The 19,552-nt window shown below is 36.5% G+C and carries 21 protein-coding genes; 13 read left to right on the top strand and 8 right to left on the bottom strand.

Annotation, left to right across the window (positions count from 1 at the left end):
* The first annotated feature begins 12 nt into the window (after positions 1-12).
* The 4 genes from KO521_RS15565 (at position 13) to KO521_RS15550 (ending at position 5,170) form a co-directional block, all read left to right on the top strand.
* Entirely contained in the window at positions 13-1,563 is a 1,551-nt protein-coding gene (locus KO521_RS15565; protein WP_215940837.1) for a hypothetical protein, read from the top strand.
* Positions 1,564-1,620: 57 nt separating this feature from the next.
* Positions 1,621-2,694 (top strand): PA0069 family radical SAM protein, encoded by a 1,074-nt coding sequence (locus tag KO521_RS15560; RefSeq protein WP_215940836.1) that lies wholly within the window; start codon positions 1,621-1,623, stop codon positions 2,692-2,694.
* Between the two features lie 67 nt (positions 2,695-2,761).
* A complete protein-coding gene (locus KO521_RS15555) occupies positions 2,762-3,322 on the top strand; it encodes a porin family protein (RefSeq protein WP_215940835.1) in 561 nt (186 codons plus the stop codon).
* Between the two features lie 441 nt (positions 3,323-3,763).
* Positions 3,764-5,170 carry a glycosyltransferase gene (locus KO521_RS15550; RefSeq protein ID WP_215940834.1) on the top strand — a complete coding sequence of 469 codons (1,407 nt, stop codon included), beginning with the start codon at positions 3,764-3,766 and terminating at the stop codon, positions 5,168-5,170.
* A gap of 107 nt (positions 5,171-5,277) precedes the next feature.
* On the opposite strand, the gene KO521_RS15545 is transcribed toward KO521_RS15550, so the two are convergent.
* From KO521_RS15545 to KO521_RS15530, 4 genes are all read right to left on the bottom strand, one after another.
* A complete protein-coding gene (locus KO521_RS15545) occupies positions 5,278-6,702 on the bottom strand; it encodes a Gfo/Idh/MocA family protein (RefSeq protein ID WP_215940833.1) in 1,425 nt (474 codons plus the stop codon).
* A gap of 66 nt (positions 6,703-6,768) precedes the next feature.
* Positions 6,769-7,461: an HD domain-containing protein gene (locus KO521_RS15540; RefSeq protein ID WP_215940832.1), complete on the bottom strand. Its 693-nt coding sequence runs from the start codon at positions 7,459-7,461 to the stop codon at positions 6,769-6,771.
* Positions 7,454-8,203 carry a lysophospholipid acyltransferase family protein gene (locus KO521_RS15535; RefSeq protein ID WP_215940831.1) on the bottom strand — a complete coding sequence of 250 codons (750 nt, stop codon included), beginning with the start codon at positions 8,201-8,203 and terminating at the stop codon, positions 7,454-7,456. The genes KO521_RS15540 and KO521_RS15535 overlap by 8 nt, the downstream gene beginning before the upstream one ends.
* An 86-nt stretch (positions 8,204-8,289) precedes the next feature.
* Entirely contained in the window at positions 8,290-8,700 is a 411-nt protein-coding gene (locus tag KO521_RS15530; RefSeq protein WP_215940830.1) for a BrxA/BrxB family bacilliredoxin, read from the bottom strand.
* A 205-nt stretch (positions 8,701-8,905) separates the two neighbouring features.
* Between KO521_RS15530 and KO521_RS15525 the strand changes: the two genes are divergently transcribed.
* The 4 genes from KO521_RS15525 to KO521_RS15510 all read left to right on the top strand — a co-directional run bounded on the left by KO521_RS15525 (position 8,906) and on the right by KO521_RS15510 (position 12,489).
* On the top strand, positions 8,906-9,643 hold the full coding sequence (locus KO521_RS15525; RefSeq protein WP_215940829.1) for a TerB family tellurite resistance protein: 738 nt from the start codon (positions 8,906-8,908) through the stop codon (positions 9,641-9,643).
* Positions 9,644-9,702: 59 nt separating this feature from the next.
* Positions 9,703-10,287 (top strand): HupE/UreJ family protein, encoded by a 585-nt coding sequence (locus KO521_RS15520; RefSeq protein ID WP_215940828.1) that lies wholly within the window; start codon positions 9,703-9,705, stop codon positions 10,285-10,287.
* 124 nt (positions 10,288-10,411) lie between these two features.
* Positions 10,412-10,861: a deoxycytidylate deaminase gene (locus KO521_RS15515; protein WP_215940827.1), complete on the top strand. Its 450-nt coding sequence runs from the start codon at positions 10,412-10,414 to the stop codon at positions 10,859-10,861.
* A 2-nt stretch (positions 10,862-10,863) separates the two neighbouring features.
* Positions 10,864-12,489, top strand: a complete 1,626-nt coding sequence (locus tag KO521_RS15510) for a S41 family peptidase (RefSeq protein WP_215940826.1) — start codon at positions 10,864-10,866, stop codon at positions 12,487-12,489.
* Here KO521_RS15510 and KO521_RS15505 read toward each other — a convergent pair.
* Together KO521_RS15505 and KO521_RS15500 are read right to left on the bottom strand one after the other, a co-directional pair.
* Entirely contained in the window at positions 12,486-12,692 is a 207-nt protein-coding gene (locus tag KO521_RS15505) for a hypothetical protein (protein ID WP_215940825.1), read from the bottom strand. The two genes, KO521_RS15510 and KO521_RS15505, sit on opposite strands and share 4 nt — an antisense overlap.
* Positions 12,693-12,742: 50 nt before the next feature.
* Positions 12,743-13,321: a MarC family protein gene (locus tag KO521_RS15500; RefSeq protein WP_215940824.1), complete on the bottom strand. Its 579-nt coding sequence runs from the start codon at positions 13,319-13,321 to the stop codon at positions 12,743-12,745.
* 118 nt (positions 13,322-13,439) lie between these two features.
* Between KO521_RS15500 and KO521_RS15495 the strand changes: the two genes are divergently transcribed.
* Positions 13,440-14,009 (top strand): DUF3109 family protein, encoded by a 570-nt coding sequence (locus tag KO521_RS15495; protein ID WP_215940823.1) that lies wholly within the window; start codon positions 13,440-13,442, stop codon positions 14,007-14,009.
* Here KO521_RS15495 and KO521_RS15490 read toward each other — a convergent pair.
* Together KO521_RS15490 and KO521_RS15485 are read right to left on the bottom strand one after the other, a co-directional pair.
* Complete coding sequence (locus KO521_RS15490) at positions 14,002-15,915, bottom strand: tetratricopeptide repeat-containing sensor histidine kinase (protein WP_252730085.1); 1,914 nt, start codon at positions 15,913-15,915, stop codon at positions 14,002-14,004. The genes KO521_RS15495 and KO521_RS15490 overlap by 8 nt on opposite strands.
* Positions 15,916-15,991: 76 nt before the next feature.
* Positions 15,992-16,726, bottom strand: coding sequence for a LytR/AlgR family response regulator transcription factor (locus KO521_RS15485; protein WP_215940821.1), 735 nt, complete (start codon positions 16,724-16,726; stop codon positions 15,992-15,994).
* 379 nt (positions 16,727-17,105) lie between these two features.
* Between KO521_RS15485 and KO521_RS15480 the strand changes: the two genes are divergently transcribed.
* The 4 genes from KO521_RS15480 to KO521_RS15465 all read left to right on the top strand — a co-directional run bounded on the left by KO521_RS15480 (position 17,106) and on the right by KO521_RS15465 (position 19,547).
* Positions 17,106-17,252: a hypothetical protein gene (locus tag KO521_RS15480; RefSeq protein ID WP_215940820.1), complete on the top strand. Its 147-nt coding sequence runs from the start codon at positions 17,106-17,108 to the stop codon at positions 17,250-17,252.
* Positions 17,253-17,263: 11 nt separating this feature from the next.
* The gene (locus KO521_RS15475) at positions 17,264-17,851 is read left to right on the top strand and encodes a hypothetical protein (RefSeq protein WP_215940819.1); all 588 of its coding nucleotides are present in this window, start codon (positions 17,264-17,266) and stop codon (positions 17,849-17,851) included.
* Between the two features lie 710 nt (positions 17,852-18,561).
* Positions 18,562-18,915: a hypothetical protein gene (locus tag KO521_RS15470; protein WP_215940818.1), complete on the top strand. Its 354-nt coding sequence runs from the start codon at positions 18,562-18,564 to the stop codon at positions 18,913-18,915.
* Positions 18,916-18,932: 17 nt separating this feature from the next.
* Positions 18,933-19,547, top strand: coding sequence for a hypothetical protein (locus tag KO521_RS15465; protein WP_215940817.1), 615 nt, complete (start codon positions 18,933-18,935; stop codon positions 19,545-19,547).
* Positions 19,548-19,552 lie beyond the last annotated feature (5 nt).

Below are 19,552 nucleotides of genomic sequence, written 5' to 3'. Positions count from 1 at the left end.
TAAAACCTACTTATGCGAACCCGAAGAAGCTTAACGGCACTGCTGTTCTTGGCTACCCTAACTTTTACAAATGCACAGGAAATCCCTGTGGAATACAAACTTGGCGATAATTATTCCGATAGGTATAAATATTCTACCGTCTTGGCAATAGACCGTTCTGCCCAAGAGCAGACAGTATTGGTGCGAACCTATTATGGCGGTATGCCACTTAGGCCTAAAGGCCACTTCATTGAGGTGTATGATACGGAATTAAACCTAGTGGCCGACTATAATTATAAATATGCGGGCAGACATATGGTAGACGGTTTCGTAAAAAACGGTCAGTTGTATCTGCTGGAACTTGTATATAGCAATAGAGATGAGGCTTACAATTATGTTGTACATCAAAGTCCGTTAGATGAATTTAATTTTACGGAAAGAAAACTACTTTCCATTCCCTCCAAAGAAGTTATAAATCCGCTGGCAGTTAGTAAATACAATCAGAAATTCGGAAACGGATTTTCAACAGCAACTCATTTCAATGATGACAGGTCCGCTTTTGCCATAACTGTTCACCATAGGGAGGGAAAAGAAGAAAAATATCATATTTATCTTTATGGAACTGATTTAAAACTTCAACTGGACTATGATTTTAGTGCTAATATTGAGGAAAAGAATTATGCTTTTGAGAATATTGAGGTTTCAAAAGATTTAAAGGAATTATACTTAATGGGAAAGGCCTTTTTTAAGAAAAGAAGGTTTGACGTCAAGGAAAGAAGATTTCAGTATGAATTAGTACGTATTACGCAGGGGGGATATAAGACACAGGAGTTTGCTGATGCTGGAAGGTTTCCGGAATCTTTAAAGCCTATACTATCCCATAATGAGATGAAGGTAATTGGCTTCTATGCAGATAGAAAAGATAATAGATATAATGGTCTAGTTTACTTCAATCTTGATGCAAATTCTTTAGACATTAAGGCTAAAAAATACAATCCGTTTTCAGACCAGTTTATGTTGGATAAATTTGGCCGTGAAGTAGATGCCGAAATAAAGAACCTTATTTTTAAGAATGTACATATCACCCCAAATAATGATATATTATTCAGTGCCGAAGAGTATTTCGTTACTGCAGGACAGGACATAGGAACGGGAGCTACCAAAAAGGTAGATCGTTTCCATTACAATGATATTGTGATAGCCAAATTAAATGCATCCGGTTCAATGGAATGGGCCAGGAACATTAACAAAGCAGAGGTAACCCAAGGTGATGCTTCCTACGCTTCATATACAGCTTACGGTGAAGGTGATAATATGTATTTCTTTATAAATTCTGGGGAGAATCCTCAGAAAATGAGCAAAGAACGTATTTTATTTAAACAAGGGTTTAGTAGAAACCCTAATATGTTCGTTATAAAAGTTGATAGTTCAGGAGACCTTTCATACAAGAAATTAGTGGACGATAAAGAGGTGAGATTACCTATTATGGTTTCTAGGCCGTTTATAGATGAAGCATCGGATCACCTTTTGTTTTATGCTAAGCGAGGCACGAAAAAACAATTAGTGGAAGTTACTGTTAAATAACATTTAAGATATTTTACAATTGGATTTATTCCATAAATTTGTAATAAATCCAATTAATTGAAATCTGATTCCTATATTAGAGGCCGTGGCGCCCAACAGAATGTACACAATAAGTTTCTGCAAAACATCTATGAAACCCGAGATGATTTTCTCGAATTTTGCCGAATAGAGGGCGAGGAGGCAGATAAAAACAAGACCCAATACATTCCTATTTTTCCTAAGACCATAGTTAATAAGGTTACTAGCCCAGATGTGGGCATGCAATACTCTATGAATCCCTACCAAGGATGTGAACATGGCTGTATTTACTGCTATGCTCGTAATACACATGAGTTCTGGGGTTACAGTGCCGGACTGGATTTTGAGCGGAAAATTTTAATTAAGAAAGATGCTCCAGAATTATTGGAGGCCAAATTGAAAAATAAACGATGGGAAGCCAAAACCATTGTTCTCTCCGGTAATACCGATTGCTACCAACCAGCAGAAAAAAAATTTAAGATTACCCGAGCTTGTCTTGAGATATTTTTAAAGTACAAACATCCTGTTGGCATAATTACCAAAAATGCTTTGGTATTACGTGATCTGGATATTCTAAAGGAACTGGCAAAAGACCAATTGATTGGAGTTAACGTATCAATAACCTCATTGTCTGAAGAAACCAGACGTATTCTAGAACCTAGAACAACTACAATTAAAAAACGTTTGGAAACCATTCGCGTGCTTTCTGAAAATAACATTCCCGTAAATGCTATGTTGGCACCGATCATCCCTGGTATCAATAGCCATGAAGTTATGAATTTGGCAAAAGCGGTTTCCGATAATGGCGCAAAATCATTCGCTTTTACTGTGGTCCGTCTCAATGGAGCAATTGGTCAGGTTTTTACAGATTGGATTCATAAAACTTTACCGGACAAGGCAGAAAAGGTATTACATCAAATTGAAGAATGCCATGGGGGCACTTTAAATGATAGTAGGTTTGGAGTTCGCAGTAAAGGAGAAGGCAAAATTGCTACTCAAATTCATGATTTGGTACGTTTGGCACGTCATACGTATTTTAAAAACAAGGTATTCCCGCCTCTTAACCATGAACTGCATAAACAATTCAAAGACGGTCAACTAAGATTGTTTTGATTTTAGATGTTAACCTTTTTATTATAATGACATTAATAAGGGAAACAATTAAAAAAACATTTAGATTATGAAAAAAGTAGTATTTCTTTTAACTGCACTCTTAAGTGTATCTATTTCGCAGGCACAAGACTTTACTTTTGGTGTTAAAGGAGGTCTTAACATCGCTTCCGTTGGTGGTAATGCCTACTCGGGTTTAGGGGGTTTAGGTAGCAAAATAGGTTTCCATTTAGGTGGTGTTGCAGAATTTCCGATTTCTGAAAAAATGGCGGTACAACCAGAGTTGTTGTTTTCCTTACAAGGCACAAAGTGGAATTATGGTGTTGGCGGAGATGATTTGAATTTAGGGTATGTAAACCTTCCTATTTTAGGTAAGTACTATATTCTTGAAGGTTTAAGTGCCGAAGCAGGACCATTGGTTGGATTTTTACTTACAACAAACGTAGATGATGATGACCGCTTTAAAAAGTTGGATATTGCCTTTGCGATAGGTGCTTCATACAAACTAAATGAAAATATCTTTTTTAGTCTTCGATACAATAAAGGTATTGCCAATATTAATGATGATTCTTTTACTAACGATAAGAGCCAGAATAACGTATTTCAACTTTCTGCAGGTTACGCATTTTAAACTTTTATCAAAACTTATTCCTGAGCGCAATAGAAATCTCCTAAAATTTCCATTGCGCTCCATTTTTTTGACTTCCTAGAAATTCAGTCATCTTCAAAGCAATTAAATAAAGATGTGTGCCAAGCCATATCAATTTTATAAACAAGTCTTTTCAAACCAGTTATTTATAAGCTGAATATATGTTTTAAGCGATGACGAGCAAATAGAATCAAAGAAACAATTTAAATTCATTTTTAGTAAAATCTCATAAATTGTCTCTAAACCTTCTAACATCGTAAATTTTCATTGTAGTCGTTGTGAATAGTAGGTGATGTGCGCCAAAGCATTGAGTCTCTCATAATTCCTCTTTTTTTCATACATGTTAAAATAGTGTAAAGGGGAAATCCAAACGAGAACCGGGCAACGTATAAGAGACTCAGAACATTATTTGATATACCACATATGAAATCAGAAACCACATTGAACATACCAAAATCAAAATCGAGTTTAATTCAAAAATTCAAAATTTTTATTGAAACGGCAAATGCCTGGGGCATTTTTGTCATGGGAAGCACTTTTGTGTTGATGATAGGGGCAGCTTATATGTCTTACATATTAAGAAGTGATTTAAACCAGTTTAATTTAGAGCGTTCGGCATCGGCATTTGGTCAAGGGTTTATGTATTTGGCCCTAGGCCTCTTTATTTTTAAAGCAGTCTTTTTTCTATTTATTATTTACAGATATTTTAAATATAAGGCTATTGAATCTGTTTCAGATGAAGAATTGCCAACTTGTACCGTAATTGTACCGGCATACAATGAGGGTAAGCAGGTATATGATACTTTAATGAGTTTGGCGGAAAGTGATTTTCCACATGAAAAATTACAATTACTATCTATTGATGATGGTAGTAAGGATGATACTTGGCACTGGATGAAAGAAGCCAAAAAGGTTTTGGGTGATCGTGTAACGATTTTCCAACAACCTAAAAACATGGGTAAACGCCATGGTTTATATAGAGGTTTTAATGAAGGCACAGGGGAGATTTTTGTAACTGTGGATAGTGATTCTATCGTTGATCCAGATACACTTCGTAACTTAGTAAGTCCTTTTGTAGTAAATGAAAATTGCGGAGCGGTTGCTGGAAATATCCGAGTGCTAAATAACCAAAAAGCATTACTTCCAAAAATGTTGGATGTAAGTTTCGTTATGAGTTTTGAATTTGTGCGATCAGCAGAGAGTTCCTTGAATTCTGTTTTATGTACTCCCGGAGCCTTAGCTGCTTACCGTAGAACAGCTGTTTTTAATTGCTTGGATGAATGGATCAATCAGACTTTTATGGGCCAACCTTCAGATATAGGAGAAGATCGCGCTATGACTAACATGATTTTGAAACAAGGTTTTCATGTATTGTTCCAAAGGAATGCATTTGCTTATACCAATGTACCTGAAAAATACAAAGGCCTTTACAAAATGTTCATTAGATGGGGTAGAAGTAATGTTCGTGAAAACATTGAAATGTCTAAATACGTTTTCACAAACTTTAGAGAAGGTTCAAAAATTGGATCACGTTTATTGTTCATCAGTCAATCCATTAAAATATTGATGAGCTATCCGTTCTTGTTCTTTATGTTCTTCTTTATTTTAACGCATCCACTTTTATTCTTAAGTTCTACGCTTGTAAGTATATTGGTATTATCTACATTTCCGGTATTGTTTTATGCAAAACGATATGATCTTAAAGAATCAGTTTGGGCATATTCATATAGTATCTTATTTACTTTCGGTTTATTTTGGATTACACCTTATGCTATAGCAACTGCAAATAAAAGAGGTTGGTTAACCCGTGAATTACCTGCACAGAAGTAACAGTCACATCATAATAATTATATAACGGTAGTGTTAAACAGTCCGTTCAAAACAAAAAGTCCCGTAACCTACGGGACTTTTTGTTTTTATAAAACAAGCTGAAGTTTTTATTTTAATTCCCAACCTTTACGGTACCTGCCTTTTACCCATTCGTTAGCCATATCCCAATTAGTAACGTTCATATTGGCACCGTCCCAGAGGATTTTTCTTCTTCCAGGGTATTCAAAGGGATCCCAATCTCCAAGTTTTTTGCCGGCTTTCAGCTTTTTATATTGAAAAGCTTTAATAGCTAAGTTGCCCATCAATACCGCTTCGGTTAAAGGTCCTGACTTTCTAAAGTCCGATGAGGTTTCGGTACCTTTTAAGCAACCTTCTACAAAGTTTTTTTGGTGACCATCAACATCGCCATCAATTCGCTTCAAATAAGGGGCAGGAGCTTTAAACATATCCATGTTTTGGCTAGGTAACAATCTTGCGTTACGTGAGTAGGTATCTGTTACTAAAATACCTTTGGTGCCATAAAAAACGGAACCACCACCGCCATCGCCAATAGTTTCACCATCTGCCAACTCATCCGGTAAATCAGGCATAAGTCCACCATCATACCAATTTAAGGCAATATCACCATGTTTTTCGGTATTGAATTTTAATCTCACAATAGAAGATGCGGGGCAGGATTCGCTATAATCCGCTTCTACAAAATCACCTACCCAATTGGTAGTACAACTTGCTTCAGCTTCAGTAGGATATCCTAAATCCAGAACGCTAAATGGAGTTTCCATAATGTGGCATCCCATATCTCCTAGAGCGCCAGTTCCAAAGTCCCAGAAGCCTCTCCATTTAAAAGGAAGGTAGGCGTCATTGTAATCACGGTTTTCAGCAACTCCCAACCAAAGGTCCCAATCAAGCCCTTTTGGCACTGGCTGCTTCGCAGTAGGTGCAGGAACACCTTGTGGCCATACAGGACGGTTCGTCCAGCAATCTACTTTGTATACTTTTCCGATGATACCAGAATCTATCCATTCTTTTGCTTCGCGGCTACCATCACTAGAAGCACCTTGGTTACCCATTTGGGTCACTATACCGTGTTCTTTGGCAACTTGAGTCATCATTTGTGCTTCGTTAATATTATGAGTCAATGGTTTTTCAACGTAAGCATGCTTTTTGGCACGCATGAAAGGTAGGGCAATAGAAGCGTGCATATGATCTGGGGTTGCTACCATAATAGCGTCAATTTCACTTAAATGCTTATCATAGACTTTTCTGTAGTCTTTATATCTTTTTGCCTTTGGATATTTTTTATAAGTATCTGCCGCTCTTCTGTCATCAACATCACAGAGGGTTACGAATTTCACTTTACCGGTTTCGTCTAGCCCCTTCATAACGCCCGAGCCACGACCGCCAACACCAAAAGCACCCACATAAAGGGTATCGCTAGGAGCAACATGATTTTTGCCCAAAACAAAACTTGGTACGATGGAAAATACGGTGGAGGCCGCTGCCGCATTCTTGATAAACTTTCTTCTTTGCATCTTCAAAAATTGGATTTAGGTTCTGATCTTTAAGATACAAAAAAATGTAAAATGGACGAGTTAAATTTATGGTGATTGAACTGTGAACCCTGTATTTGACACTAGTGGGTCCCATTCTTTATAGAATTGTTTAAGAAAGTCAACCATATACTCATGCCGCCCGAGAGCTAATTTTTTTCCGGTATCGGTATTCATTTTATCCTTCAACAAAAGCAATTTTTCATAAAAGTGATTCAAGGTAGGAGCCTTTGTTTTTTTATATTCTTCTTTGGACATTTTTAAGTTAGGAGCAATGTTTGGATTGTAGAGTTCCCTGTTTTTAAATCCTCCATAATTAAACGTCCGGGCTATACCAATGGCACCTAAAGCATCTAGTCGGTCTGCATCTTGTACCACTTCTAGTTCTAAAGAAGAAAACCGGTTGCCTTTATTTTCCTCAAGAGAGTTTTTGAAAGATATGTTTTCAATAATATGAATGACATGGCTAATGGTATTTTTATTTACTTCCATTTCGCTTAAGAAACGTCGTGCCAATTTAGGACCTACCGTCTCATCTCCGTTATTGAATTTAGCGTCTGCAATATCATGCAAGAGCGCGCCTAGACTAACAACCAATATATCTACCTTTTCTTCTTGTGCAATGAGCAAAGTGTTTTTAAATACACGTTCAATATGAAACCAATCATGCCCGCCTTCAGCTCCTTTTAAGGTCTCTTTTACGAAGGTTATGGTCCGTTCTACAATTTGGGTATCAGTCATTTTCTGCTTTAAAGGCGGTTATTCCAGAGATTACTTTTTTTTCGGCTTCCGATAAAATGGAGTCAAAGTTTGAATTTACTTCAATGGGTTTGTGTACTTGAAAAGTAATATGATTGCCAATTCCGTTCGGAAATTTACCGTATTTAAGCATTTTCCATGAGTTGTTAATACTAATAGGAACAACTAGGGCAGATGGCGCATTTTTCATTAATAGTTTCAACCCCGTAGCTTTGAACGGCTTTGGATGTCCTGTACGGCTTCGGGTTCCTTCAGGGAATATTACGGCACTTCGGTTGTGCTTTTCAATATAGCGGCCAAGTTTTGCAATCTCTGATAATGCTTGTCTGCTATCATTTCGGTCAATTAATACGGAGCCACCGTGCCTTAAATTATAAGAAACGCTTGGTATACCTCTACCTAATTCCTTTTTACTGACAAATTTGGGATGGTGTTTTCTCATGAACCAAATTATAGGAGGAATATCATGCATACTTTGGTGATTGGGAACTATAATTAATGGCCGATCCGTTGGAATGCTATGTGGATTGTTAAACGTATAGGTGGTTCCTAACACATGTGTACACCGCATAAGCGATAGGTTGAGTAAGGCTACGCTCATTCTATGGGCATTGTATCCAAAAACATTAAAACAGACCCATTGTATGGGGTGAAACACCAATAAACACAATCCAAAGAAAATCATGTAAAGAAAGGTAAGCGGGTATGCCAATATCTTTTGCATAGTGCAAAAATAAAAAACCGCTTCGTTGTGAAGCGGTTTTTTCTATTCTTTTATAATCTCCTAATCAGAGAAGCCTTTAAACGGTTCTAGCAGAACTCATCATAGGCAGTAACCAGGTTTTCAGCAATTAATTCTGCTGGTCTGCCTTCAATGTGGTGACGTTCTATCATATGAACCAATTCCCCATCTTTAAAAAGCGCCATACTTGGCGATGATGGAGGAAACGGAATCATAAGGTTTCTTGCTGTATTTACGGCTTCAATATCAACACCCGCAAAGACCGTAACGATATGGTCTGGTTTTTTAGCATTGTGTAAACTTAATTTAGCCGCAGGTCTAGCGTTTGCCGCTGCACAACCACAAACAGAATTTACTACAACTAAAGTAGTACCTTCTTTTTTGATTGCATTTTCGACTGCTTCTGATGTATGTAATTCTTCAAACCCAGCTGATGCCAAGTCTTGTCTCATGGGTTTTACCAATTCTGCAGGATACATATTTTTATATTTTATATATGGTTAACAAAGATACTTAATTTGTCGCATTTAGTTGATCTACTTAACTTTTCGTTAGATAAAATCGATAAAATAGTGCTTACTGCTGAGTTGCCCTGTCTAACTATTTCACTTTAAAAAGGTCTCTGTTCTTTTAGCTGCTTATTTCTTGCCGCTTTTAATATCTTTGCCAAAATTTAAAAAAGGCATGATTAAATGGTTCGCGGCCATCATTGGGTATTATTTTTTTAGGTTTCCAGGAGCAATTTTGGGATACTTGGTAGGTAGTCTTATAGATGGTTTAAAAATTAGTGGTGGCGGTGGAGCGCAATCTGTTTTTGGAGATATGACGCGGCAAAAAGTTTCTCCCGCAGATTTTGAGTTGAATTTACTATCCCTATGCTCCATAGTAATTAAGGCAGATGGCACGGTTAGTCAGAGAGAAATGGACTATGTGAGGCAGTACTTTGTTAGCACATATGGCAAGGATAAGGCCAATGCCATTTTTAGAACCTTTAATGAAATAAACAAGAAGCATGAGATTTCCGCACAGCGTATTTGTAGCTTTTTAAATCAACGCACACGTTATGAGGTGAGGTTACAGTTGCTTCACTTTTTGTTTGGTATAGCTCAGGCAGATGGTTCGGTAAGTACTCCTGAAATTCAAAAAATTCGTGAGATTGCAGGTTATTTACGGGTGAGTCTTAGAGACTTTGAAAGTATAATGGCCATGTTCATTAAATCCGTGAACAATGCGTATAAGATTTTGGAGATAGAAAAATCTGCCAGTAATGATGAGGTAAAAAAAGCCTACCGTACTATGGCAAAGAAATATCATCCAGATCGTGTAAACACTCAGAACGAAGCTATCAAAAAGGGAGCGGAGGAAAAATTCAAGGAAGTGCAAAAGGCATATGAAGAAATTCAATCCGAGAGGGGTTTGTAGATAAGCGGACTTGAACAAGGTTTTTTTAGTTCTTACTTCACTTTAATAATCAATTTATAATGGAGGAGTTTCTTTTCTATATTAAGATGGGTTTAGAGCATGTGCTAGATTTAAATGCATACGACCATATTCTATTTCTAGCGGCATTGACCATTCCTTTTTCGTTTAAAACGTGGAAGAAAGTAGTGTTGTTGGCTACCGTATTTACTGCAGCGCATTGCTTGTCTCTTGCATTAAGTGCGTACGGTCTGGTAACCGTAAATGCAAGTCTAATAGAGTTTTTAATTCCTGTTACTATAATGTTGACGGCACTTTTCAACTTATTGTATATGCGCAATACAACTACGGCTCAAAGTATGCAAGGTCATGTATTGACCACTTTACTCTTTGGGTTGATTCATGGCTTTGGTTTTAGTAATTATTTTAGAATGTTAATGGCTGAGGAGGACAATAAGTTAATTCCCCTTTTAGGTTTCGCGGCAGGAATTGAAATTTCACAGGTTACCATTGTTTTCTCCGTTTTATCTGTAAGTTGGGCCATAATCGTAGGCACGAAATTAAGGAAAGTGTTGTTCATCGGAATTACGTCTATTTTAATTATACTTCTAACAATACCAATGCTTGTTCGTACGTTTCCCGTATAGCACTAATATATTTTCACTTAAAATTAACCCCTTATTATTGTTGGGCTTTTTGAAAGCAGGTATCTTAGTTGTATAGCAAGTAAGATAAGTAGCACGTATGGCTATTGTTGTATCTTCGCGTTACATGAAAAAGTCAAAACAAGAAAAATACGACAAGGCTTATCTGCGCATGGCGCAAGAATGGGGCAAGTTGTCCTACTGCGAGCGTAAACAGGTAGGGGCAATTATCGTAAAAGATAGAATGATTATATCTGACGGCTATAATGGTACGCCAACAGGTTTTGAAAATATTTGCGAGGATGATGAAGGATATACCAAATGGTATGTTTTGCATGCAGAGGCTAATGCTATAAGTAAAGTGGCCTCTTCAACGCAATCATGTGAAGGAGCAACGTTATATATAACACTATCTCCATGTAGGGAGTGTAGCAAGTTAATTCACCAATCTGGCATAAAACGTGTAGTTTATAGAAGAGCTTATAAAGATGATTCTGGATTGCAATTTTTAGAACGGGCAGGTATAGAACTAGTGCATTTGCCGGAAATTGAATCAGCGGTAGACAAGCCAAAATAATTATGAAAAGACAACAAAACTACATATGGCCTACCGTAATAGCTGCAGCACTTGCCTTGGGTATTTTTGTTGGGGGAAAGCTCCATTTTGCAGATACACCTGAGAAACTTTTCACAACCAATTCTAAAAAAGACAAGCTCAACAGACTCATAGATTATATAGATTATGAGTATGTTGATGATATAGATACGGATAGTATTGTAGATGTTACCGTTAATCAGATTCTTGAAAAATTAGACCCACATTCCGTTTACATTCCCAAAAATGAAATGGACCGTGTTTCTGAGAACATGAAGGGTGATTTTGTAGGTATTGGTATTAATTTCTATCCTTATAAAGATACTATTTCCGTAATAAGAACAGTGCCGAAAGGTCCTAGTTATTTAAAGGGAATAAAGGCGGGAGACCGCATTTTAATGGCGAATAAGGATACACTTTACGGCAAAGATCTAGCTAGCGAAGATATTGTTGGTAAGCTTAAAGGAGAAAAGGGTAGTTCGGTAAAGCTAAAGGTCTATAGAAAATCCGAAGACAAAACATTTACAGTAAACGTAAAACGGGATATAGTTCCTATAAAAAGTGTGGAAGCCTATTATATGTTAACCAATGATATGGCATATATAAAGGTAAATCGTTTTGCAGAATCAACTTATAAGGAGTTTAAAGCCGCATTATCCGAACTAGTAAAGAAAGGCGCCCGTAAGTTGACTTTAGACTTAAGAGATAACCCAGGAGGTTATTTAGGTGTCGCAGAGCAAATGGCAGATGAATTTTTACAAGATGGAAAACTGATTCTGTTCACCAAGAATAAAAAAGGAAAAATAAATAAGATACACGCTACCTCAAAAGGTAGGTTTGAAGATAAGCCGGTTTATGTTCTGATAAATGAAAGGTCTGCTTCGGCAAGTGAAATTATAGCGGGAGCGCTGCAAGACAATGATATTGGCACCATTGTAGGGCGGCGTTCTTTTGGGAAAGGATTGGTACAGCGTGAAATGGAATTGGGAGATGGCTCTGCCATACGCCTTACCGTTTCTAGATATTACACTCCAACGGGAAGAAGCATCCAAAAATCATACGAAAACGGAAACGAGGATTACTATAAGACGTTTACAGATCGGTACCACAGTGGTGAATTAGTAACCGTAGATAGTATTAAAGTGGCTGATTCATTAAAATTTACGACACCTAAGGGAAAAGTCGTTTATGGTGGTGGCGGAATTATTCCAGATGTGTTTGTACCCATTGGTTCTAATGAAGAAGAGGCGGTAGAAAGTATGGATAGCTTTGGGTGGCTCTCTTACTTCATATTCGAGCATTTGGATGATGATCGAAAACGTTACGATTCCTATTCCAAGGAGGAGTTCATTCAGGATTTTAAAGTAGACGATATTCTTTTCGAGAAATTTGTAGACTACTCAATTCAAAGAAGTTTGCGAATGAATTTCTATGATTATGAAGATAGCATCAAATTATATTTAAAGGCTGCACTGGCGGAACAACTGTTCGGAGCTAACGTACACGCCAAAATTAAAAGTGCCGAGGATAAAATGTTGCAAGAGGTATTAAAACTAGATAATCCTGTTGTACAACAAGAAGAGGTTGAGGCTATTGAGAGCTCTAATTAATCTCTTTGCTCTACTTTTTGCTGAATTTTTTTACTTGTTCTAAAAATCAAGAGAAGCAATACGGCACAAAGTGAACCTACAATGCCTATTAGGGCAATAGTACTATCCCCGTTAAATGGATTTTGAAAATCAATCATTGTTACGTTATAGGCAATGAGTGCAATAGCTAAAACGATCAATATAATGGTTAAAGTCTTGTTCATGATTTAATTTTTTAAAGGTTCCTGTTTGTAGAATCTTTCTTTTAAGAACGTTAAAATAACTCGTTAGCGTTTGCGGCAAATAGTTTTACGGCAATGGCCAATAGAATAACCCCAAAAACTTTTCTAATAACATTAAGTCCGTTCTTGCCTAGCACCTTTTCAATCCTTTTGGAGGATTTTAGTACCAAGTACACAAAAATAGTGTTTAAGGCAATGGCAACTATAATATTCTCCACTCTAAATTCCGCCCTTAGCGAAAGTAATGCAGTTAAAGTACCTGCACCTGCAATTAATGGAAAAGCTATAGGTACAATAGATGCACTTTCTGGCTCATCTTCTTTATAAAGTGTTATACCTAATATCATTTCTAAAGCTAGAAAGAACAAAATAAAGGAGCCAGCTACCGCAAAAGAGTAGACGTCAATACCAATTAGCTTCAATATTTTTTCACCAACAAACAGAAAAGCAATCATTATAATCAACGAAACAAATGAGGCTTTTTCAGATTCTATATGTCCTACTTTTTTACGTAAAGTAATAATAATTGGTATACTTCCTAAAATATCAATAACCGCAAAGAGTACCATAGTAGCGGTCGCAATTTCTCGAAGATTGAATTGAATGTCCATACTTTAAAATTTTTCGCAAAATTACATTTTATTAAACCGATAGAAAGCATAGATGTGTAATTAATTTAAGCTTAAAAATCACCTTTTAAAAGTATCTTTGTACCTATAAACGTGCAGTATGTTTCAATTAGGAAATACCATAGTATCAGAAGAGATAATCGAGAACGATTTTGTCTGTAATATTACCGCTTGTAAGGGCCAGTGTTGTATAGATGGCAATGCGGGAGCACCACTAGAAGATAAAGAGACAGAAATTTTGGTTGATATCTACAGTAAAGTAAAGCCCTTTCTTAGAAAAGAAGGTATTGATGCTATTGAGAATCAGGGCGCTTTTATTAAAGGAGAGGACGGTGAATGGGAGACTCCTTTGGTAAACGACAGTGAGTGTGCCTATGTTATTTTCTCCGAAAATGGAACCGCAAAATGCGGAATAGAAGAAGCTTATAATCAGGGAGCTGTTAAGTGGAAAAAACCTGTTTCATGTCATTTGTATCCTGTTCGTATACGAGAGTATACAGAGCTAACGGCCGTTAACTATCATAAATGGAACATTTGCGATCCTGCTTGTGCGTTAGGAGATGAGCTTAAAGTGCCAATTTATAAATTTGTAAAAGAGGCCCTGATCAGAAAGTTTGGTGAAGCTTGGTATCAAGAATTAGAGCAAGTAGCCGCAGAACATCTTAAATAGTAGGTATGTGAAGTATAACTTTAGTTCCCAAGGGTTTTTGTTGTGCATCGTATAAATCTAAAATTTCTACTTCAAAGGAATTTTGAAGATCTTTGGAGAAATTTGCAAGTCGCTCTTTGGTAATATCTATACCAACGGACTTGCGTTTTAGCACTTTGTTCTGTTTGATTTTTTCTGCTGCAATCCGTCCAATTCCATTGTCTGATATGGCAATATGAATAAAATCCTGCTTGTCTTTTGTAATATGGAGGTCTACTATTTTTTCTCCGCTTTTTGGGGAAAGACCATGCCAAATAGCATTCTCTAAAAAGGGTTGAAGAATTAATGATGGAATTTTAACGGTGTGAGTGTCTATGCCTTCATCAACACGGATCTTAAAATTTATCTCATTTGAAAAACGAATGTTCTCTATGTTCATATAGAGTTCTACGGTTTCCAACTCTTCTGCTAATGGTATTTCACGAAGGGAGGATGCTTCTAAAATTTTCCGAACTAATTTTGAAAACTTGTTCAAATAATGAACCGCATTTTTTTGTTCATTATTGATAATGTACAGTTTTATTGAATTTAAAGAATTGAACAGAAAGTGCGGATTCATCTGGCTTCGTAACATACTTTGCTCTAAGGTCAGTACCTTTTTTTCATTTTTTAGTTGATATTGTCTGTAGAGGATGTAAAAAATGCCGGCCAATAATGCTAGTGCAATACCGCCAATAAGAAGCGTAGTGTAGCTATTACGGAGTTTCATTTGAACCGCTTCCTTCTCTTTGGCCAATATTTGAATTTCGCTATTTTTTTTCTCAGAATCATATCTATAGATGATATCGTTTACATAACGAACGGTATTTTCGTTTACGATTTCTTCTTCAAGTTCTGTTGCTTTAATATTGTACTCAAGTGCTTTTTTGTATGCATTGGTTTTCTGGTAGAGGTCTGTCAATAAGTGACTTGCCCGAGCGGCTTCGTTTCTAATATTGAACTTTTCAGCCACACGTAATCCTTCTAGAATATTCTTTTCGGCATCTGCGTAGTCTCCGTTTACCATATCTCCCCAACCGAGATTTATGTATATAGGAGATACAAGAAAACCGTCGCCTATTCTTTTAGCAGTAGGTAGTGTTGGTAACAGAAGTTTCTCAGCCTCGTTTATACGGCCTTTTTTTAGGTATACGCTTGCAATGTTTGTTTTGCAAATAACCCTGCCCATATCATCGTTTATTTGCTCGTTATAGGCTAATGATGTTCGGTAATTCTCTAAAGCTTCATCTAATTCACCCAAGGATTCTTGGCACTTCCCTATATTTCCATAATTAATTGCCATGCCCAGGGTATTGCCTAGTTCGGTTTCCAAAACTAAGGACCGTTTAAAATATTCTATAGCCTGATCATATTGGTCAAGCCTATTATATAGGTTGCCAATGGAATTTAGAGAAACGTTTATACTTTTTTGTAGATTTTTGGACCGATCCTCCTTTTTAACGGTCTCAGCAAGTTCTATAGCCTGTTGGTTATAGTCCATTGCCGTTCGTATGGAAGATATTCTACGGTATACAACACCTAGGTCATTCAAGCTTGCCACTTTAAATTCAATATCATTTGCCTTATTAGCAATACTGAGTGCTTTTTTGTGCAATTCTACTGCGCGCACGTACTGAGATTTATTTCGGTAAGCCCTGCCCAGTTCATTATAGGAATAAATTTGACCTGAAGTGTATTCTTTGTTCAGCGAAGCCGTAGAGAAATAACGCATAAGAAGTGTATCCGTCTTATATTTTCGCATTACCGAGTGAATATCTAAATAGTCGATCGGAGCTTTTGTTATAAGGCTGTCTACCGTTTTTTTGAATGTTTCGGGTATATCTTGGGAACTACCAATGGTTAAACCCAATAAGCAATATAAGAACATAAAAAGTTTGTCCAACTGAAAAGGACATTGGGCGGGGGTAGTTTTTTTATTTTTTAGTCGAAGGTGCATTAATGTTTTAGAGCATATCCAGAAAATCTGATTTCTTTTGTCTGGAAACGGGAATCTTATGGTTTGATTTCAAAATAACATATCCATCGGTTTTCAAAAACTCTTTTATTTTGGTCAGGTTAATAATGAATGAATTGTGGATTCTAAAAAAAGAATCTGCCGGTAATAATTCATTTACTTCTTTTAATTTTTTGGTAAGTACAATTTTATGCCCATCTGCTAAAAAAATGGTGCTATAATTTCCGTCAGATTCAGCGTAAAGAATCTCGTCACTGTCCAGAAAAACCAATTTTCCATCTGTGTTGAAAGTTATTTTTTTGTGCTTTGCGTTAGAGTTGAAATTCAACAACAATTTTTCTAATCGCTCTGCGGTAAAATTTTTGGCATTATGTTTTCTGATTTTAACGATAGTCTCCTTTAAATCGTCTGTATCAATAGGCTTAAGGAGGTAATCTATAGCCTCGTTCTTCAAGGCTTTTATGGCATATTGGTTGTAGGCCGTGGTTATAACCACAGGGAAATTTTTATTGGTTAATTTTTGAATAAACTGAAAACCATCCATCGTTGGCATTTCAATATCCAAGAAAAGGCAGTCAGGGGTATTTTTTTCCAAATATGCCAATGCTTCAAAAGGATCGGTAAAGGATGCTTCCACGTTTATTTCATCGCTAAAATTGGTCAATTCCCAAGATAGACTTTGCAGTGCCTTTATTTCATCATCAACGATTACGGCTTCGATCATAGAATTATACTTTAAGGTAAATTAAACAAATTTAAAGATATGGCATGTTTTGTGATAACAAAGATGTATCGATGGAGATAATTAAAGTGTGTTTGGTATGAAACATGGTAAAAATGGTTTAATAGTTGCTTGCAAAGATATTTTAGGTGCTGTTCATAGTATAAAATATAGTCTTGAGTTCTTTTCAGCCCTAGTAAAATATAGGCTTTTACCATTTATACAGAAAAATCTACCATTTATACATAACCGTAATAACCAAAGGATGTCCAAACCTATTTTAGCCCAAAGAATACATAATGGTTATTAATGTTTCCCCAGGTTTTTAATAGAATCCAAAAAGGTAAAACTAATAACAATAGCAATGAAAAAATGTTTGTTTATGTTCGGATTACTCGTCGTTACTTTAATTGCGGCGGCTTTGACCGAAACAAGTGAGATTCAAGAATTGAAGAACGATGGGATTGTTGGGGAACAATTTGCCGAAAATATGATAACGGACCATGAAGTGTCTGTACAGCAACCTTAAAACTAGGAATTATGTATGGTGTACTATCTCAGGTTTTTAGCAACATAACCAAAACCGGTATTTGGCTGGTTCTTTCCGTTTTCTTTTTTTCGAATACGGGGGTAGACCATAAACTGGCACCATCTTCATTTTTGGAGGATTCATACGTGTCAAATGATTTGGGTATAGCAGATAGTATAGCAAAGATCCTGGAGCGTTCTTTGGTATTTGAGTCTAATACGGGAGTTTCTAGAGATGGCACTTTGTTTACCAGTATTGAACTAAAACCGGATTTGTCCCATGCTAATAATGAACAATTGTTTGGATTAATGATTTCCAAGCCTACGGAGGACGTTTCAACAATACGTGGCAGGCATGAGATTACGGGAAATGTAACTAGTTTCTTGAGCGATTTTAATGGTGTGTTTGGCTATATTAATGTTACAAACATAGATGAGAAGCCTTACTTTACTTATAAAGGTTCCATTAATATTACAGAATTTAGCACAAAAACAATTAGCGGAAGTATGAACTTATCTTTCAAAAATGCGGATGCTAGGATAATTCATGTAAGCAAAAAATTCAGTGCTCAAAAGAAAGAAAGATTAAACTTACAATAGCATAGTTGTTTATTCGTTGATTTATGGGGACTTGTGTCATTTCTAACATTCTACATATGATGAAGTTAGATAGAAGAATTCTTGTGCTGAATAGTGGTGCGTGTTAAGAAAATGCTTATTTTTACAACCCCCAGATTGGTAATCGAAGATATAATATACATTGTAGTACTAGATATATACAAAATACCAAACCAAATATAAAACGAAATCTACGTATGGGGAACAATCTTACAAATTTATGAAACTGCCAATCCAAAATGGTACGGTTCTAGGCAACATGTTATGAAATAGAACGTGTTTAGTCCGTCTGATGAAACCACTCTGGGTCATCTGTTCAACTTGTTGACAAGATGATTGCCGATTATAGGTTTCGGGGGAACTACCTGAATCAGCACCCTTTTTGGTACCAATCGATTTTGATACATTAGAAGGACCGTACGGTTTGGCGGTATCATATAAAACAAAAGCCCGAAAATTTATTTTCGGGCTTTTTTTGTGCGCTATTGTTGCCTGGTCCCGTAAAGTCATCATTAACCTCTTCTTCATATTTGCAATTGTATTTAAGTTCTCCAAAAACAGGTCTGTTATTTTTTTTATTTGAGCGCGTTAACCTTTTATTATTTATGACATTAATGCTTGTAGTAAGTTCTAAAGGACCTGTGTTTCCGGATAGAAGCCTACAAAAATATAAATGATTAACAAATAAAATTATGATGATGAAAAATTTTAAAAAACCGATTTTTTTAGCCGTATGCGGTGTAGCAATTATGTTTACCTACAGCTGTAGTAAAGACAACCCATTGAACCCTGTGGGAAACTGCTTTGGAGGAAATTGGACAGAAGCCTATTCAGATGAATTAACTGCTTGGACAGCGGCCATACAGGAATATAATGATAATCCAACAGTAGAGAACTGTACGAACTATAAGAGTGCAGCCAAGAATTACTTAGATGCTCTAGATGATATTTATGATTGTATACCTACTGCTAGTAGAGCGGATATTGACCAAGAGATAAAAGAAGCCAAAGCGGATATTGATAAAGAAGATTGTACCGGACAATAAATACCAGAAAATTTTATATGATGAAAAGGACAAGTAAATATATTGCTCTTCTTTTAGTGTCTTTGTTTTTTGGGTCTTGCGTTGGTGAGGTTAAAGATAAACTATCCAAAGCCAAAGAAGGAGTGTCCAACGCAACTGCTTTTGTAAAGGAAGCCAGAAAAGCTGAAGGAAGAATCGAAAAACTCAAAAGCACGACTCCGCTAACTAATGGAGAATTAAGAGAGTGGCTGCCAGAGAACTTGGGAAATCTAAAAAGGACAGGATTTAAAATAGGTCAAGCAGGTATGTATCAAGTTAATTCTGTGGAGGGAACCTATAAAATGTCCGAAGAAAAAAAGAAGTTCAAAGTTGTTGTTATTGATGGAGCTGGTCCTACAGGTAGTATGATGGCTGCCAGTTATGGATTGCTAGGAAATTTTGAAATGGAAACCGAAGATGAATTTAAACATCAGCAAACCGTTGAGGTAAATGGAGTGAAGGCACAGCAGACCTACAAGAAAAAAACCAATGATACGCAGCTAATGTTTGCTTATGAAGAGAGGTTTTTTGTGACCGTGAACGGTAGTGATATGCTTCCCGATGAAACATGGGGTATGGTCGAGAAGCTCAAATTAGAGGAGCTAGCCAATTAGGCCCG

The sequence above is a fragment of the Zobellia uliginosa genome (assembly GCF_018860745.1).
GTDB lineage: Bacteria > Bacteroidota > Bacteroidia > Flavobacteriales > Flavobacteriaceae > Zobellia > Zobellia uliginosa_B.
Note: the sequence above shows the minus strand (reverse complement) of the source record. Positions and strands in the feature narration are given on the sequence as shown.

What these genes read in the sequence shown, in the direction of transcription:
- KO521_RS15565 (WP_215940837.1), top strand. Translation starts at nt 13, where the DNA reads ATGCGAACCCGAAGAAGCTTAACGGCACTGCTGTTCTTGGCTACCCTA.
- KO521_RS15555 (WP_215940835.1), top strand. Translation starts at nt 2,762, where the DNA reads ATGAAAAAAGTAGTATTTCTTTTAACTGCACTCTTAAGTGTATCTATT.
- KO521_RS15550 (WP_215940834.1), top strand. Translation starts at nt 3,764, where the DNA reads ATGAAATCAGAAACCACATTGAACATACCAAAATCAAAATCGAGTTTA.
- KO521_RS15545 (WP_215940833.1), bottom strand. Translation starts at nt 6,702, where the DNA reads ATGCAAAGAAGAAAGTTTATCAAGAATGCGGCAGCGGCCTCCACCGTA.
- KO521_RS15540 (WP_215940832.1), bottom strand. Translation starts at nt 7,461, where the DNA reads ATGACTGATACCCAAATTGTAGAACGGACCATAACCTTCGTAAAAGAG.
- KO521_RS15535 (WP_215940831.1), bottom strand. Translation starts at nt 8,203, where the DNA reads ATGCAAAAGATATTGGCATACCCGCTTACCTTTCTTTACATGATTTTC.
- KO521_RS15530 (WP_215940830.1), bottom strand. Translation starts at nt 8,700, where the DNA reads ATGTATCCTGCAGAATTGGTAAAACCCATGAGACAAGACTTGGCATCA.
- KO521_RS15525 (WP_215940829.1), top strand. Translation starts at nt 8,906, where the DNA reads ATGATTAAATGGTTCGCGGCCATCATTGGGTATTATTTTTTTAGGTTT.
- KO521_RS15520 (WP_215940828.1), top strand. Translation starts at nt 9,703, where the DNA reads ATGGAGGAGTTTCTTTTCTATATTAAGATGGGTTTAGAGCATGTGCTA.
- KO521_RS15515 (WP_215940827.1), top strand. Translation starts at nt 10,412, where the DNA reads ATGAAAAAGTCAAAACAAGAAAAATACGACAAGGCTTATCTGCGCATG.
- KO521_RS15510 (WP_215940826.1), top strand. Translation starts at nt 10,864, where the DNA reads ATGAAAAGACAACAAAACTACATATGGCCTACCGTAATAGCTGCAGCA.
- KO521_RS15505 (WP_215940825.1), bottom strand. Translation starts at nt 12,692, where the DNA reads ATGAACAAGACTTTAACCATTATATTGATCGTTTTAGCTATTGCACTC.
- KO521_RS15500 (WP_215940824.1), bottom strand. Translation starts at nt 13,321, where the DNA reads ATGGACATTCAATTCAATCTTCGAGAAATTGCGACCGCTACTATGGTA.
- KO521_RS15495 (WP_215940823.1), top strand. Translation starts at nt 13,440, where the DNA reads ATGTTTCAATTAGGAAATACCATAGTATCAGAAGAGATAATCGAGAAC.
- KO521_RS15490 (WP_252730085.1), bottom strand. Translation starts at nt 15,915, where the DNA reads ATGTTCTTATATTGCTTATTGGGTTTAACCATTGGTAGTTCCCAAGAT.
- KO521_RS15485 (WP_215940821.1), bottom strand. Translation starts at nt 16,726, where the DNA reads ATGATCGAAGCCGTAATCGTTGATGATGAAATAAAGGCACTGCAAAGT.
- KO521_RS15480 (WP_215940820.1), top strand. Translation starts at nt 17,106, where the DNA reads ATGTTCGGATTACTCGTCGTTACTTTAATTGCGGCGGCTTTGACCGAA.
- KO521_RS15475 (WP_215940819.1), top strand. Translation starts at nt 17,264, where the DNA reads ATGTATGGTGTACTATCTCAGGTTTTTAGCAACATAACCAAAACCGGT.
- KO521_RS15470 (WP_215940818.1), top strand. Translation starts at nt 18,562, where the DNA reads ATGATGATGAAAAATTTTAAAAAACCGATTTTTTTAGCCGTATGCGGT.
- KO521_RS15465 (WP_215940817.1), top strand. Translation starts at nt 18,933, where the DNA reads ATGATGAAAAGGACAAGTAAATATATTGCTCTTCTTTTAGTGTCTTTG.